At 44.0% G+C, this 16,849-nt stretch carries 9 protein-coding genes; 4 read left to right on the forward strand and 5 right to left on the reverse strand.

Going from position 1 to position 16,849, the window contains the following annotated elements:
- Positions 1 to 22: 22 nt before the first annotated feature.
- Genes JGK11_RS16800 through JGK11_RS16810 form a run of 3 tightly spaced genes read left to right on the forward strand, consistent with a single transcriptional unit; the run spans position 23 to position 2,216 of the window.
- Entirely contained in the window at positions 23 to 199 is a 177-nt protein-coding gene (locus JGK11_RS16800; protein ID WP_293186597.1) for a hypothetical protein, read from the forward strand.
- Between the two features lie 29 nt (positions 200 to 228).
- Complete coding sequence (locus JGK11_RS16805) at positions 229 to 1,998, forward strand: S8 family peptidase (RefSeq protein WP_293186599.1); 1,770 nt, start codon at positions 229 to 231, stop codon at positions 1,996 to 1,998.
- Positions 1,995 to 2,216, forward strand: coding sequence for a hypothetical protein (locus JGK11_RS16810; RefSeq protein ID WP_293186601.1), 222 nt, complete (start codon positions 1,995 to 1,997; stop codon positions 2,214 to 2,216). Before JGK11_RS16805 ends, JGK11_RS16810 begins: the two co-directional genes overlap by 4 nt.
- A gap of 1,123 nt (positions 2,217 to 3,339) precedes the next feature.
- Here JGK11_RS16810 and JGK11_RS16815 read toward each other — a convergent pair.
- On the reverse strand, positions 3,340 to 3,657 hold the full coding sequence (locus JGK11_RS16815; protein WP_293186604.1) for a hypothetical protein: 318 nt from the start codon (positions 3,655 to 3,657) through the stop codon (positions 3,340 to 3,342).
- A 254-nt stretch (positions 3,658 to 3,911) separates the two neighbouring features.
- On the opposite strand from JGK11_RS16815, the gene JGK11_RS16820 reads away from it, so the two are divergent.
- Entirely contained in the window at positions 3,912 to 4,610 is a 699-nt protein-coding gene (locus JGK11_RS16820; RefSeq protein WP_293186605.1) for a methyltransferase domain-containing protein, read from the forward strand.
- A gap of 154 nt (positions 4,611 to 4,764) precedes the next feature.
- On the opposite strand, the gene JGK11_RS16825 is transcribed toward JGK11_RS16820, so the two are convergent.
- The 4 genes from JGK11_RS16825 to JGK11_RS16840 all read right to left on the reverse strand — a co-directional run bounded on the left by JGK11_RS16825 (position 4,765) and on the right by JGK11_RS16840 (position 16,061).
- A complete protein-coding gene (locus JGK11_RS16825) occupies positions 4,765 to 5,424 on the reverse strand; it encodes a class I SAM-dependent methyltransferase (RefSeq protein WP_293212320.1) in 660 nt (219 codons plus the stop codon).
- 121 nt (positions 5,425 to 5,545) lie between these two features.
- On the reverse strand, positions 5,546 to 7,786 hold the full coding sequence (locus tag JGK11_RS16830; protein ID WP_293212321.1) for a tetratricopeptide repeat protein: 2,241 nt from the start codon (positions 7,784 to 7,786) through the stop codon (positions 5,546 to 5,548).
- A gap of 591 nt (positions 7,787 to 8,377) precedes the next feature.
- On the reverse strand, positions 8,378 to 10,378 hold the full coding sequence (locus JGK11_RS16835) for a tetratricopeptide repeat protein (protein WP_293212322.1): 2,001 nt from the start codon (positions 10,376 to 10,378) through the stop codon (positions 8,378 to 8,380).
- Positions 10,379 to 10,463: 85 nt separating this feature from the next.
- Positions 10,464 to 16,061 carry a tetratricopeptide repeat protein gene (locus tag JGK11_RS16840; RefSeq protein WP_293212324.1) on the reverse strand — a complete coding sequence of 1,866 codons (5,598 nt, stop codon included), beginning with the start codon at positions 16,059 to 16,061 and terminating at the stop codon, positions 10,464 to 10,466.
- Positions 16,062 to 16,849: the final 788 nt, after the last annotated feature.

Below are 16,849 nucleotides of genomic sequence, written 5' to 3' on the forward strand. Positions count from 1 at the left end.
GTTTTGTTTGCCATCTCCTCTCATGATACAATTGATTGAACTCCTCAAACTTGCTCGGCAATTTAAACTAGAAATTATACCAATTTGCGATCGCACGGGCAGCCCCCACCACCACATACCAAAGGCCCGCCCGCGAGTTATCCAGCAGCCGCCACCCGTAAAACTGGCGATCGCACTGAAAATTGGGTTATTGTGGTGAACAAGCCTTCCCTAAACGGACGATCGGCCATGAAAAAGTTTTTCCTTTTGTGCTTATTTTTAATCGGGCTCGGCTGGGCGATTTCAAATTTCCCAGGACTGGCTACTCAAGGCACTTACGACTCGATTGTGCTGGATTTCCGCGAAGATATCGGTGCTGCCCAGATTGCCAAAGAAGTAAATGCGATCGCCCAACAGTACCAAATATCACCCCAACTCAACAGCGAATTCTCAACATCAGATAATGTGTATGTTGTCAAGGGCGATCGCACTTTGCTAAACGCCCTGAGAAAATCAAATTTGGCTAAAGATACCGAATACATTGAACCGAACTACGTATACAGCGCTTTCGAGATTCCCAACGACCCCATGTATACCAAGCAGTGGAATCTTCGCAGCATCAACGTAGAATCTGCCTGGAACGAAACCAAAGGCAGCGGTACAACAGTAGCGATAATTGACACCGGCATTACCCCCGTTGCCGACTTAAAAGAAACCAAATTTGTACCGGGCTACGACTTTGTAAACGATCGCGCCGAAGCCTACGATGACCACGGCCACGGTACTCACGTCGCAGGTACTGTCGCCCAATCAACTAACAACAACTACGGCGTCGCAGGCATCGCCTACGAAGCAGCTTTAATGCCGCTCAAAGTATTAGGCGGCAGCGGTGGCGGTACAGTTTCCGACATTGCCGAAGCAATTAAATTTGCAGCAGACAATGGCGCAGATGTCATCAACATGAGTTTAGGTGGCGGTGGCGAAAGTCAGTTAATGGAAGAGGCGATCGACTACGCCCACTCTAAAGGCGTTGTCATCATCGCAGCCGCAGGCAACTCCGGCGAAAGTTCCGCTTCCTATCCCGCCCGCTATCCCCACGTCATCGGCGTTTCTGCCCTCGGCCCCAACGAAGAAAAAGCCGATTATTCCAATTTCGGCGCCGGGGTTGACATTTCTGCCCCCGGTGGTTCTGAACTGGGCAAAATTCTCCAAAGTACGATCGACCCAGAAACAGGAAACGAAGTCTTTGAAGCCTACCAAGGCACCAGCATGGCTTCTCCCCACGTCGCCGGCGTAGCAGCCCTAATCAAAGCCTCCGGCATCACAGAACCAGACCAAATTCGCAGCATACTCTTGCAATCCTCGCGAAATGTCACAGAAGACCCCTTAAACCATTTTGGTTCGGGACATCTAGACGCAGGCGCAGCAGTTCAGCTAGCCCAGCGCGGACAAATCAACTTCCGCGACTTCTTCCGCTGGCTGCGCGACAACGGCTATCTCAGCCCCCGCTTCTGGATTGACGGCGGTGCAGTCGCCCTGTTGCCGAAAATTGCCATGGTGCTCGGTTCTTACCTGCTGGCTTTCATTTTGCGGAATTATTTCCCGTTCCAGTGGACTTGGGGCTTTTCCGGCGGCTTGATTGCTGGAAGTTCTGGCTTCTGTTTCCTCCGCAACTTGTTCGTATTTGACTTGCCGCAGTGGCCGATGAGAATCATGGGTAGTTCTATCCCCGAACTCGGCGGTGCAATTAACGGCAGCAGTATGCTGAATCCCTTATTTGCTAGCGTTTTAATTCCCGGGATTTTGATTGTTTTGCTGTTGGGACACAGAGAGTGGAAGTGGATCGCGATCGCAACTTCGATCGGCTTTGCTAGCTGTTTAGCAGTGAATGCTGTTCTCTCTCCCGCAGTTTGGGGATTGGGAACTGGTTTAGTAGCACAAACATTCTTGATTGTCAATGCTTTGTTGTGTTTTGGATTGGCACGTTTGGCTATTAAAACAGAGGCGCAGTCAGCATGAGTATTACAGTCAAAGGCGAAATTGAACGCAAAGGATTAGGCCCGGGCACTTGGGCTTTAATCGGCGAAGATGGGGAAACTTACGAACTTAAGGATGCTCCTTCTGAGTTGAAAAAAGCTGGTCTTAAAGTCAGCGTCAAAGGTGAAATCCGCAAGGATGTAATGACTTTTGCGATGATCGGCCCGGTGCTTGAGGTGCAGTCTTTCGATCTGTTGTAGGTCGATCGACTCGATCCAGCTTTCGATCAAAAAAAACCCCGGCCAAAATTGGCTGGGGTTTATTAATCAGGGTGCATCTACATAATTTAATCTCCGCTCCGACAGCACCACATTCAGGAAAATTTAGAAAATTTATTTCAGCAACTCGGTTTCTTCTCACATCTTGCACCATTCTCAAGAACGGGCAAGATGCCCGTTCCACAAAAGATGAATTTTCTTGTGGAACAGGCATCTTGCCTGTTCATAAAAAGGTAATTGAGAATGGTGCAAGATCTCAGTTTCTTTCAACATTTGTCGTAACCCAAGAGCAAAACTCCTAGAAACCGGGTTTCTGAGCTTATACTTCAGCCCTCAAACAGTCGCTACCTCTGGTTATATCTAATTTTTGCCAAAAAAAACCCGGCCAAAATTGGTCGGGAGTTAATTAATCAGGGTGCATCTACCAATTAAGCTTCCTCAGAATTCCAGCGCAATCCGGAAACTTACCTCAAATTTTTTCAGCATCAGCCTTAACACAAAAAAAACCCGGCCAAAATTGGTCGGGAGTTAATTAATCAGGGTGCATCTACTAATTTAGTCTCCGGCGCGACAGTACCTCGTTCCGGACAGTTTGGGAAATTAGTCAGAGTTGATGGCTTGATATCGTTTCCGGTTGTATCGGAATTATTTAACCGCAGAGAGCGCAGAGGACACAGAGAGAGAAGATGGAGATGAATACAGGGCTATGCAATCGGATTTGATCTGAGGTGCGATCGACAAAAAAAACTCCCGGGCCAAAATTGGTTGGGAGTTAATTAATCAGGGTGCATCTACTAATTTAGTCTCCGGTAGCACCGTACCTCTTTCCGGAGAATTTGGGAAATTTGCCAGAATTTACGGCTGTGCGTGCGATCGACAAAAAAAAACTCCCGGGCCAAAATTGGTTGGGAGTTAATTAATCAGGGTGCATCTACTAATCTACTTTCCTGGGAATTCAGTAGCAATCCGGACAGTTGTATCAAAATTTTCAACAGATCGCTTGATGATACCCAAAATCTGAATTTCGCAGTCGGGAGGGGCGATCGTATTTCGGATGGAGCGATCGAGCTAGCGTCAGCCCCAGAATAGAGTTTGGGGCTGGGTATTACCGCCGTTTGTTTTGATTTGTCGGCGGTTTGACAGGCTCTTGTCTGTTTAAGTAGTATAAAAGTGCGATCGTTCCCCCTATCAAGATACCTACTACTACCAAACCAACAGCTATAACTTTTGCTCCTCCAGAAAAAAACACGTAAATAAACCCCAGATAAGGAACCCCTAACAAAATAGCAGTAGCTATCGTTTTTAAAGAAGTTAATTTAATCTCTATTTCCAGATGCTTGTAAGGTTTTCCTTGAAATTTGTAGTAGGTTCTAGATGAACCTAAACGCTGTGGACGAGTTATCAATGGTTTTGGACTAGGCATACCGTACTATTGGGGATATGTTCGTTAATAGTTATTTGTTCTGAAGTTTCCTATTTAATCCGGATTGAATCAGGGAAGGATGTAGATTGGAAGTTTGCGGTATATAAAAAAAGGCAAATTGCACTGCCACATCTCGCATAACGCATCTATTCTCTTCGCAGAACCACATCTATTTTCCTGAAACCCTTACCAAAATCATGTATTAATTAATTATCTCTAGTTGCAATACATTTGATTTTGATTGGAAGAGAATTATGAGTGAGTTCGATATTACAAGTTTTGATTTTGCAGACTTTGGCTGTTCTAACGGTAGCTCAATTCAATTTGGAATCAACATACTCAAAGGGCGTAAGGGATTTGGCATCGATCTCGATCCGAAGAAGGTAGCATCAGCCAAAGCTGCTGGATATGATGCCATCAAAGGAGATTTTTGCAATCTCGATCTCCCTGATGGTTGCGTGGATTTTACAATTCTCAACCATACTTTGGAGCATTTACCCAAATTAGATTATGCCAAAGAAGCCATAAAAAATGCTATCCGAATTTCGAGAAAATTCGTTTTTATTAAAGGGCCTTTTTTTGATGCCGATGACTACTTAAAATCTTTAGGACTAAAATTTTATTGGTCTGACTGGACAGGTCATACTTTACATCTCCAAGCCCAACAGGTAAAGAACATTCTTGAAGAACTCAATGTTCCCAACTATGAAATTTATGGGAGAGTCTTGGTCAACTCTTCTCAAGATACAACTATTCACCCGTTATCGTCACTCAAAAACCAACAGCATTGGGAACAAGAAAAACATGAAGTAAAACCAATAGTGGAATTCAACCAACCAGTTTATCGAGAAGTTGTTGGCATTATTTGGTTGTCTAATAATGTAAGTGTATCCGATGTTCGCAATCTCCCATACAAACATTTGATTTATCAAAAAGGTCTCACTTTTTCTTGAGCGACTGAGCAAAGGTACGTAGTTGCGCTTCAGCGCTCTTAGCTAATATCAGGAAAGAGCGCCCAAGCGCAACTACGTACCTAATTTGTCAAATGCTGTAAACTATCAACAGTCAACAGTCAACCGTCAACTGTCAACTGTCAAAAGATATAATTCAGACTTTTGACAAAATCCACATTCCATGACAATTTCCATCAGCGCCAGGGATACTGTTACGAATATCTGTTTTAGCTAGCTGAGTTAAATGTGGCAATAAAGCCCGGATTTCTTCATCAGACAAGTGTTCAAGTTTTTGGCGCAGTTTAATACCAGCATCGTTCCAGTAACACCCACGTAAAATTGTAATATCTGGGAAAATTTCCTGGATGCTATCAGCATTGTAGCCGACGCGATAATGCTGGTGATTTTTCCAGACACTTTCTCTCATTTTTTTATTGAGGTTAGTTTCATGACTGGCAAATGGAACAAGTGCAAATACATACTTCCGTGATGCTGCACGCATATTAATCGCTGCTTTTTTGTCAGCCTCGATATGTTCTAGGACTTCAATCGAGGCTACTAGATCGTAGGATTCTGATGAGGGAGTCAAAGTATCGTAAGTGTCACATTTGACATTTTCAATCACCCATTCGGTGGCCATCCGCATCCCTAATCGCTGTTGAATATTGGCTTTAGTATCAATATCCGTGAGGTAAAACTCAATTGCAGGAAATTCTAGAGCGAGAGCTACCTCCGTTAATCCAGCTCCACAGCCAACGCTGAGAAAGGATTTGATTTCTGCCGTTTTTAAGGCTTCGATTAATCCTTCACGCATCTGAAGATAGCGTAGGTAAGCCCATCGCTTTCGGGTCATTAGTTGGAGCTGAACTTTATTGAGATATCGTCTTTGAAGAACAGGGTCTAACATAATACTTACTTGAAACTCCTAAAAATATCTATGAAGCAAGTTGAAGTAGCTCATTGCAAAAAAGATTGTAAATGCTAAAAGCAGCACGTTTTGGTGAATATCTGGCCGCTGTTTCAATAGCATTTAACTTGAGTTGCAATAAGACATTGCGATCGGCTTGAATGAGCTTACCAATTCCCTTGACACAATCCTCAATCGATGTGGTGTCAACGACTACAGAGTTAAAGTCAGCGATCGCAAATTCATCTGTTCCTCCTTTATCGGGGACAACTGGAATGCAGCCAGAAGCCATTGCTTCTATAGCTGTACGGCCAAAAGCCTGGAAATCAGAAAGATCTAGAAATATATCTGAGTTCCGCAGCAGGGCCGCGACTTCGGAGCGACTCAGATGAGGAAAAATCGTAGTATTTTCTGGAATCGGTATCCCAGCAGATTCAATCAGACTCCGGTCAGAGCCAAAGATAGTAAAATGTACTTGATTTGGAAACAAATCTGATAAAATTTTAGCGACAGCTAATGTACGACGGGGAGCGCGTCTGGCCGTGGTGAATCTTACCATCATAGAAATCTCTATGCGAGAGTTTTCACTCTTCAGATCGGGGGAGTAAACTTGATGGTCGATGCTGGCTTCTACTTTGTGGACTTTAACAGCATGATTGCGATTAACAATCTCGCACAACCACTGAGTTTTAGCAAACTGGATAGCATGGGGAATCAGTCCATAGGATTGTCGCGCTTCTTCCCATTCTGGAGTATCTATGTAAGAAAATAATGGTTCGTAATCTTGTATGTAGTAAGCTGGCAATATCTGGGGATTTTCTCTAACTAACGCTTCCAGGATTTTTACTGAACTGTAAGTAGTAGCACAGACTACAGAGAAATTTTGAGCTAATTTTTTGAACTCAGTTAAAGTTTGATAAGAAGCTGCAATTTCACCAATTTCGGGAATTTCTTTGTAACCATTTAAAAAGTCAGTAAAGTTAGACTGATTGACGGCTATTTTGATAGGAATCCCAGAGCGATAAAGTGCTAAGGATTCTTGCACTACTGAATGAGCGCCTCCTCCACCGCCTTTGACGGGGAGAATAAACAAAATTTTGGGAAATTCATGATTGACATTTAACTTGACAGCAGATCGCTCGTAGGAAACTGTTTTGTCTTGTGGATCGGGCTGACCGTTTTGGGCTAAGGCTTGCCTTAATTTGTAATAGGCTGGCGAAAAGTTTGGGTCAAGCTCGAATGCTTGACTGTAACAGCTAATTGCCTCTTCCCACTGCTGTTTTTGGCTGAGAAGTTCTCCTAAATTGTAGTAAAATTTAGCAGAAGAATCAGGTTTCAGTTCAATAGCTTTACGGTAGCTGGCGATCGCCTCGTCTATCTGTCCAAGTTGTTGCAAAGCTTCGCCCAGACGATAGCAAGCAGTGGGGAGGTTGGGTTTGAGTTCGATCGCCTGACGGTAAGAGGCGATCGCTTCAGACCACTGCTTCATTTGACCTAGAGCATTTCCTAGGTTGTGGTAAGCTTTAGAAAACTTCGGTTGCAGCTCTATAGCTTGACGGTAACAAGGGATAGCCTCGGAATGTCTCCCTTGTTGCTGCAAAAGCTCTCCTAAGCTGAATTGCAACTCAGGAATATTTGGGTTAAGTTCGATCGCCTGACGGTAAGAGGCGATCGCTTCAGACCATTGCTTCAGTTGGCCCAGAGCATTTCCTAAGTTATGGTAAGCTTTAAAAAACTTCGGTTGCAGCTCAATAGCTTGACGGTAACAGGCGATCGCTTCCTGATATTTCCCTTGTTGCCGCCAAAATTCCCCTAAACTGTGGTGAAAGTCAGGGTTATTTGGGTTGAGTTCAATAGCTTGACGGTAAGCGACAATCGCTTCTTCCATTTCTCCAAGTTGTTGTAAAGCTTCCCCTAAACGGTAGTAAGCAGTGGGGAGGTTGGGTTTGAGTTCGATCGCCTGACGGTAAGAGGCGATCGCTTCAGACCACTGCTTCATTTGGCTCAGGGCATTTCCTAGGTTGTGGTAAGCTTTAGAAAACTTCGGTTGCAGCTCTATAGCTTTACGGTAGCTGGCGATCGCTTCAGAATGTCGCCCCAGCCGTTGCAAAACCTCTCCTAAACTGCGGTGAAACTCAGAGTTATTTGGGTTGGCTTGAATAGCTTGAGCGTAAATAGCGATCGCTTCTTCTAATTTCCCTTCCCGTTCAAGTTTTTGGCCAGTTTGGAAATGATTTTCTGCCTTTTCTAGATCGACTTTTTCTGACATATAAACCCTATTTTCAGTTGATAGTTGACAGTTGATAGTTGACAGTTGACAGTTGACAGTTGTTATGTGTTATTTTTAATATTTCCCAATAATCAGTAACTAATGACTAATCACTGCTGACTAATGACAGGTGCATCTGGTTTTTGAAGAGGGCGAAGCATGACCGCATATAAATTATTAGTTATAACCTCCTATTTTCTGCGGTCATGCTTCGCCCCTACGGATATATTCGCTTGCATTGAGATGCACCCCTAATGACTGCTAACTAATGACTAATATCATTTCCGGCTGCATCGGAATAGAGAGCATCCCGTTTTTGTAGGGGCGAAGCATTCGCGCTAAAAATCTCTCATATAGTCGATAGGATACAGGCGCGAATGCTTCGCCCTTGCGGATATGTTTGCACAATCGGGATGCTCCCTCGGAATAATATATTTGGATGATAAGCTATCGCACATTTAAATTGTATATTCAGGGCGGGCGGGACACCCCACAAGAGTCTGATTTTTTTTGATATCCAATTTAAATGCAGAACAGTTTATCAGTGCGATCTATGCCGCGATCTATGCCGCGAGCGAGACGCTCGCACTCTCATAATACCGATGCTGCCGGATTTGATATGATATGTTCGCGGAGCTTGAGGCGTAAACGATCGAGAGTTTGATTGTTCTTGATTTCCTCAGTCAAAGCTTTGACATTAATATCGGGATGCTTCTGTTTAAACGCTGTAGAACCTTGTTTAGAAAGCTCTTGACGGCGTTCGTGTCCAAAACTTTTAGACTTAGAGTGATAGACATAGGCATTGTCAGCGATCGCTAGTTTAAACCCAGCTTTCTTAGCTCGAATTGAAAAATCATTCTCTTCCCCATACCCGTAGGGAAAACTCTCTTCATCCAGCCACCCAATTGCCTCAAGCACTGCTCTCTTAATCATGTAGCAGAAGCCATTAACAAAATTCACATTAGGAAATGCCTTTTCCGAAACATTTTCTACTAATTCACTAAAAGTCTCCAGTGAAAATCCATCAGGAACGCTGTTAATCATCCAGCCCCCCTTATTGTCAAATATTTCAGGAATCGATTGCCAAGATGCACAATTTGACAGAGGCCCGACTATGCCAATATCTTTTCGTGAATTAGCACAGTCAACTAATTTTTCTATCCAGCCAGGAGTGACAATTGTGTCGCTATTCAACAAAATTATATAGTCACCCGTACTGGCCCGCATACCGATATTAGCTGCTTTGGTATAACCGCGAGCCGTCTCATTTCTCAAAACAATTGCTTGCGAAACATCTTTAACCCACGCCTGAATAAAATCTCTGGTTTCTGGTTGAGAGCCATCATCTACAATGAGCAAGCGATAGTCAACCTTGGTGTGTCGGACAATAGAGGTTAAACACTCTTTCACATCCTCTAAAGCATTATGAACGCAGACAACAATATCAACTTGATATCGTATAGATTTTGCGATCGGCGAGAATTGAACTGGTAACAGCATTTTTGAGGAGTTGACATAATTTGCCCTCTGCTTGCTATAAAAGTCGATCGTCTCGGCTTGCGACTCTATTGCCGCATCCTCAAATCCATCCTTGATATTTATCAAGGCTTTCGATAACTGCAAAGAAAGTTCAAAGTCACCAGGCTTGAACTGTAGCCCCATCTGATAAAATACGATCGCTCCATCTCTATTGTCCTGTCTTGCGAGAGCATTACCCAAACCTAAATAGAGTTTCGGGTCTTTTGGATTAACTTCCAAAGCCTTGTGATAGACTTTGATATTATCTGGATTTTCCTCAATAGCTTGACTGTAACAACTAATAGCTTCTTTGGCTGACAGCGGACTGTGATTTTTCAGCGCATCGGCTAACTTTTCTTGCACGCAAGGCAGATCCGATTTTAAATTAATTGCACACCGATAAGTGGCGATCGCCTCTTCCCACCTCTCCAACTGCACTAAAGCATCCGCCAAGTTATAGTGAGACCAATGGAAGCCTGGATTTAGCCCGATCGCACTTTTATACGCTTGGGCTGCCTCTTCCCACATCTCCTGCTTAATCAGCACATCCCCTAAATTATTGTGCGACCAAGAAAAATCGGGGTTAAAGGCGATCGCCCGACGATACGCAGCAACAGCCTCATCTAATCTTCCTTGTACTTGCAAAACATCCCCCAAATTGTGGTGGACTTCCCACAGAGAAGGCTGAATTTCGATAGCTTTTTGATAAATTATGACAGCTTCATCTAACTCGCTCTTTTTAACAAGAGCATCTCCCAAACTCTGGTAAATTTCCGCTGAATCAGATGTCAAATCTAAGGCTTGACGGTAGGACGAAATAGCCTTATCCCACTCTCCTTTTTTGGCAAAAACTTTTCCTAAACTGTAGTGAGGTTTAGCATGGCTAAAGCTAGCATTGACTATGCTATAGGAATCGCGCACTTTCTTCCTATCTTGTTCGTCACCTTCTAAGTAGATTCTTTTTAAAACCAAAGATTGCGGATTCAACAAATTGTCAATTGGTTGGCGCGCGAGGAATGAATCGGAATTGTTATTAAGAGGAAATTCTATGATATTATTGGTTTCGCTGTTCATATCCTATACCTGCTAAAAATTGATACAGTCAAATCCTTGTGATTTATTATTCTGTTTCCTGAATCAGTATCCGGAAAATAGATAACTAATTATTTGCCAGTTCTATCGCGCGGTTGTAAGCGTGAATCGCTCCATCAATTTCGCCTTTTTCTTGCAAAGCATCACCTAATTTTTGGTGAAGTTCCCAGATATCAGGTTTCAATTCAATGGTTTTTTCATAACACCCGATCGCCTCATCCAACTGACCGCGACTATCTAAAACTTCCCCCAAACTTTGATATGCTTGAGCAAAGTGGGGATTTAATTCGATCGCCGTCCGATAACAGGCGATCGCGTCTTCCCGCCGATCGAGACTAGCCCAAACTTTCCCCAAACTGTAATGAGACCCCTCATAATATGGGTTCAGTTCGATCGCTTGCTGGTAAACTGCGATCGCATCTTCCCACTCACCCCGAACGCTCAAAACTTCCCCTAAATTGTGATAAGCATCCGCATAACTCGGCTGCAACTGAATTGCCCGCCGGTAACAGGAAATTGCCTTCTCCAACTGACCGAACTGTAGCAAAGTATTGCCCAGAGTAAAGTGTTCCTCAGCAGTTGCCCACTTGATATCTAAAGTGAGAGCTTCATACCAGTATTCTGCCCCTACTTGGGGAAAGCCAGACTGCACAAAAACTTGAGCTAAATTCCGGTAAGCCACTACGAGATCTGGTTTAATTTCAATTGCTTTTTTATAACAAACAATTGACTTTTGCCACAGTTTTTGACGAGCGTAGATGCTGCCTAAATTTGCATGAATTTCAGCAAAATTGGGTTCAATTTCCAAGGCTTCAGTGTACCAATACCTAGCAGCATCAACTTTTCCCATTGCTTGAGTAGCATTCCCCGCAATCTTGTAAGCAATTGCCGCCTCAGGTGTGATTTCAATGGCTCGCTTGCACTCAGTTATCGCCTCATCAAATTTACCCTGGGCGTAATAAGATTCTGCCTGTTTGATGTATGCTTCTGCACTGAGAGAATTGGCAACTGCCACAGGTTTGTCTGAGTCGATCGCCTTTGCAGACAATCTGAGAGTTTCCGCAGACTTTGCAGGATTATTTATCTGTACCGAAGAAACAATGGTATCCCCAGTTTCCGCCGCAGTTTGGCGACTGTTTTGATAGGCGCTTACCCCTGTCGTGGCGGGAACAGAATCCACTGCTTTACTAGATAGTGAATAGTTGCCGTTAAGTGCCACCGCTTTTTGCAAGCAGACAGCAGCTTCATCCAACCTGCCTTCTTTTGTCAGCGCTTTTGCCAGATTTTGGTAAACACCATTCAAGTTCGGATTTAACTCGATCGCGCGCTGGTAACAGGCGATCGCCTGAGAGATTTTGCCTTGCCGAAACAAAATATTTCCCAGTTTAAAGTGGTGATTGGGCGATACCTTTTCCGGTTCCAGAGAAAACGCTTCGTACCAGCACTCATTCGCCTCTTCCAGCTTGCCATCCTGCGTCCACACCCTAGCCAAATTCCGGTAAGCTGCTGCTAAATTCGGCTGGAGGGCGATCGCCTTTTGGTAACAAGCAATTGCCTGCTGTCGCTGTTGTTTCATGGCATACAAACTGCCGAGATTTACGTGGGCTTGCACGTCGCTAGAATTAATTTTGACAACTGTTTGATAGCACTCGATCGCCCCTACTAAATTCCCCCGCCCTTGCAAAATACTGCCCCACAGTTTGTAAGCAGCCACCGCATCGGGTTGAATCTCAATGGCTTGCTTGCACTCAGCAATAGCCAGATCGAATTGTTTTTGAGCGCAATAGGATTCTGCCCGCTGAATGCAGTTATCAGCCGTATCCTGTTTCCGAAAATCTGTCGCAAAACCGCTGTCAACAACAGTCACCTGGGGCGAAACATCAGCCGAGTTGGGAACAGCGGGTGCAGAATTTGCCGAATTGGCGATCGTATTTAACAGTTCCGGTACAGCAGGAATTGTTTGCTGTTGCTGCAACTGTACGCGAGGCTTTTCAGCAGAACTTGTCGAATCTAGTTGCAATAAATTAGCTGGAATATTTGCCTGCAAAGTAGATGTTTGGAGATTCTGAGGTAACTCAGCTTTTGGGTTGGCACCCACCACTACTGTATTCAACAAATCCCCAGAAAGATTAGCCTGATTTTCACTATTTTTTCGATAGTTGGCAACTTCTTCCTGCAACTTTCTTTGAGCTTTGAGAGCATTGCCTAACTGTTGGTAAGCCTGGTTAAAATTGGGGTTTAGCTCGATCGCGTGGCAGTAACAGCGTATTGCCTGCGTTACCTGATTCTGCCTCAAAAAGTTATCGCCCAATTGGATGTGTTCTTCAGGCGTGGCTTTGGCAGGTTCCAGAGAATACGCTTTAAACCAGCACCCGTCAGCCTCCGATAGCTGCCCCATTTGCGCCCACACCCGAGCTAAATTGCGGTAAGTTGATGCTAAATTCGGCTGAAGGGCGATCGCCTTTTGGTAAAATGCGATCGCCGATTGCCACTGCTGTTCCTGAGCATAAATCGTCCCCAAATTAGTATAAGCTTCAGCAAAATCAGGATCGAGTTCAATAGCCTTAGCGTAACAGTTTTTCGCTTCCTCTACCTTGCCTTGAGCTTGCCTAGCATTCCCCCAAATTTTATAAACCCTCGCATCGGGTTTAACTTGGATAACTCGCTGGCAAGCTGTCGCAGCCTGCTCAAATTTCCTGAGAGCATAAAACGATTCTGCACCTTGAATGTAGACTTCAATATCGTCAGGATTGAAACCTAAAATTTCTGGGATGTCATTCTGATGGGTTGGCATATTTGTCATCGGTAGGGATGTTGACTTTTGGTGACAAGCTAAAGCCATTTCCCAATTTTTTTCTGCGCCATACAGAGCGGCAAGGTCAGTATAAACTTCCGCAAAATTGGGCTTAAATTCCAGAGCTTTTGTGTACCAATGCTTTGCCTTAGCTGAATTTCCTTGTGCCGCACTAATTTTGCCCAAAGTCTTGTAAGCTGGCGCAAAATTAGGTTGTTGTTTCAGGGCTTGCTCGCAAGCAGCTAGAGCATCAGCTAACTTGCCTTGTTTTAAATAAAACTCTGCCCGCTTTTGGAAATAATCGCCTGATTCTTGGTTCATGATTTTGATGGTTCTTTTAGGGTTTTCTCGCGATATTAAATTTAGTGGTTTTTTTGAGGGAATGACATTGACATTGCCCAGCATTATTTTGAGATCCTTCAAATTCACCAAAATATCTTCAGTTAATGGATTTTGATACATTAACTGTCGGATTGGATAGCACTCAAAGTTCTCTCCTGTTACGTAATAATGTTCGAGATTTAGCTGCTGACCGATCGCCCAATAGTAATGCCTGATATAATTCCCAGAGGTCAGCTCAATTACCTTTGTTCCGGGAGAACAGAAGATAATATTTGTTAAACCGCTGCCGTGCGGCGCGACAATTACTTTGGCACGAGCAAATAAAGTTATCTGTTCGTTCAAAGTCATAGATTCTAGTAGCACTGGAACAAAGCCAAATCCGCTTAAAAAATCGATGACTTGTTCTTCATTGATAACTCGTCGGTAGCTACATTTGTTGCGGCTGATATAAATGCGTTCTGGCTGAGTATTTTTGCTCTCCCCAGCGCAACTTTCTGGGAGTTTAGGAGATTGTTCTCCTGCAAAAACTCGCCTCAAAAACTCCAGCCCCTGGGGTGACAGCCAGCCCAAATATCCTGAAAAAGAGGGAACAATTAAATGTTTGGCTTGAATGTAAGGATGGCGATCGCTCTCAATAATCTTATATTCAGGAATTCCCAATGCTTTCAGGGTTTCTCGCTGAAAAGGCTGCTGGCAGCTATTCACCAAAAACCAATCTATCTCCTCCAGATTTACCCCCCAACGGTGCAGAATTTCGATGCGGGGCAAGATATCTACCATCCAGTGAAAATAGACATTTCCCGAAAGTCCGGCCAATACCGCCACCGTACCGTCTATCTTTTCTAAAGGCGGCAATTCTTCCGGTTTTAACTTCAAAAACCTGTGCTGAGTAGAATGTTGATTGTCGCATCCGGGTAACTCGCCCGGATATTCGCGGGAAAGTTCGGGTAACAGCCGATCTTGTTCATCTATAATCGCAATAGCATTGCAAATCATCCAAGAATTTTTCTGCGGTACAATCCAAGCCCGCCCGTTGGGGAGGGAAGTTACAAAGGTTTCCGGCGAATCAAACGCTGTTTTTGCCTGGCCGTCGCAAGAATATACGCCATCACCTAAATGCACGGGTTCAAACTGTTTGAAAATCCGCCTGAGACACCGCTGACAATCTAAACCATGACATTCGGATTTCTGCTGTTGGTTCCAGTTAACAATGGAGGGTAAGGAGCTCTCAAATTGGGAGTTTTCAATATCTCCCAAAATGGTAAGTCTGGGGTGTCCGAAGGATTGAGGTGCGACAGGGATTTTTGCAGGGGAATCATCTGGGCGATCGACATTTAGATCTCGATCCCCCCTAGCCCCCCTTCTTAAGGGGGGAACCGGAAGCGCTTTCAAAGTCCCCCTTTTTAAGGGGGATTTAGGGGGATCTAGACTGGGGGAAAGGCGAGTCAGTTGCTGCAACTTCTGCTGTTGTTTCAATACAGCCTGCAACGGCTCGCAAATATCAGATCGATCGCCCGCAATTGCCAGCACTAGACGGTAAATTACAATCGCTGCCGAAAATCGTTGCTGCTGACTCAAGCAATCAGCCAGTCGCAAGTAAATATCCGCATTCTGAGGTTGAATTTGTAAAGCTTTTTGGTAATATTGTTCCGCTTGTTCGTGCCCGCCGTACTCAGCCAAGGCATTTCCCAGATGAAAGTAAGTTTCTGCTAAATTGAGGAGCAATGATGACAAATTCAGCGGATTTTGAGCAAGACTAGAAATGGCAGAATTAGAGCCGTTTTTTTCTTGAAGTTGCCTGAGAAATCGGACACAGGCTATTTGAGAGCGATCGAGTTCATTGAGATCTGCTACCTCCGTCAACCGCATCTCTACGTGGTGGCAAAAACCCTCAACAAACTCGCTTTGGAGAGCGATCGCATTTTGAAAACATAGCATTGCCTCAGCTAATTTGCCTTGTGCGATCAGGGAAATAGCCCGATCGCCATACACCGCAACTCGATCGGGATTTTGGCTGATTACCCGATCGAAACATTCTCCGGCAAAAGTATGCAGCCCCAACTGTTGGAAGGCTTTTCCCAAATTGTAACGGGCAATAACTAACTCTGGCTGCAACTCGATCGCGCGGCGGTAAAGGGCGATCGCTTCCTGGGGTTTCCGCACTTCCAACAGCACAATACCTAAATTATGGTACAGAGCAGCATCATCGGGCGCAACAGCTATTCCCGTTTGAAAAACTGCCATTGCTTCATCAAATTTGCCTTCCTGCGCCAGAATGCAGCCCCAATTGCTGTATGCTTTGACAGCCCAGGGTAAAACTGCTCGATCGGAGCTTTTTTTCCAGCAGGATATGGCTTGCTGGTAACTGTCAATTGCTGCTGCTATTTTTCCTTGCTGTTGGAAAGCAGTGCCAGTCTTGTAAAGAGTTCTGACATCTAAATTGGTATTTTGTGCGATCGCTTCGGTGGCGATCGCAGTTAAATTACTGATTTTAAAATGTAAATTGTGGCCGCTAGTCATAACTGACATCACACTGATTAGGACTTACCAGAAAGAATTGGTTTAAAGCCGGAACCCCGATCGGGAGAAATTCAAATCAGACTATTCATTACTCCAATCCTCGGACTGACCGGAAGAGGCCGCTGTCAACTGTCAACTGTCAACTGTCAACTGTCAACTGAATGAAGCACGGATCGTCTTACTATGTTCTATTTGGGATTTTCGATGGGGGAGCGTTGATTGATATCGGTTTGGATACTCCCTAACCTACAGTTGTATGATTTTGAGACAATGGTATCTGAAACCAGGTATTTTCACTCAACTACTTCGTTGCCTACCTCGAATCAGTAAAGTATTCAGTTTTTTGGGCAGCAGTACGTAAGTTGTGACAGATCTGAGTAACAGTAACAAGGCTTGTTGTTAATCAGAATTTACGCTCTATTTTTCAGGCGATACACCGTACCTTCTCTATATATAATCCACATCAAAAAGATTGGCAAGAGTTAGTGCTATATATAATGAATTTTCTTGTTTGTTATCAGTTTAAAAAAAATCATAGCAAAAAATAAATACTTGCTTTCCCACAGGAGCGTCAGAGTTGAATCAAAAAAAATAGACTCTTGTTCTCCCACTAGATTTATATCTTCAAGTATTTTAAAATTCAATAAAATTCAAAGTTATTGTAGGGTGCGTCAGGGCGATTATTTTTGATAACAGACGAAGAATATTCTACCTGACGCACCCTACGGCTACGGCTCAAGTCTAATAAAATCTAAACTCTCAAATCTAATTAATTATCAGAAAGAAGTATTGACCAA

This window comes from Microcoleus sp. PH2017_34_RAT_O_A, from assembly GCF_020737885.1.
Classification (GTDB): Bacteria; Cyanobacteriota; Cyanobacteriia; order Cyanobacteriales; family Microcoleaceae; genus Microcoleus.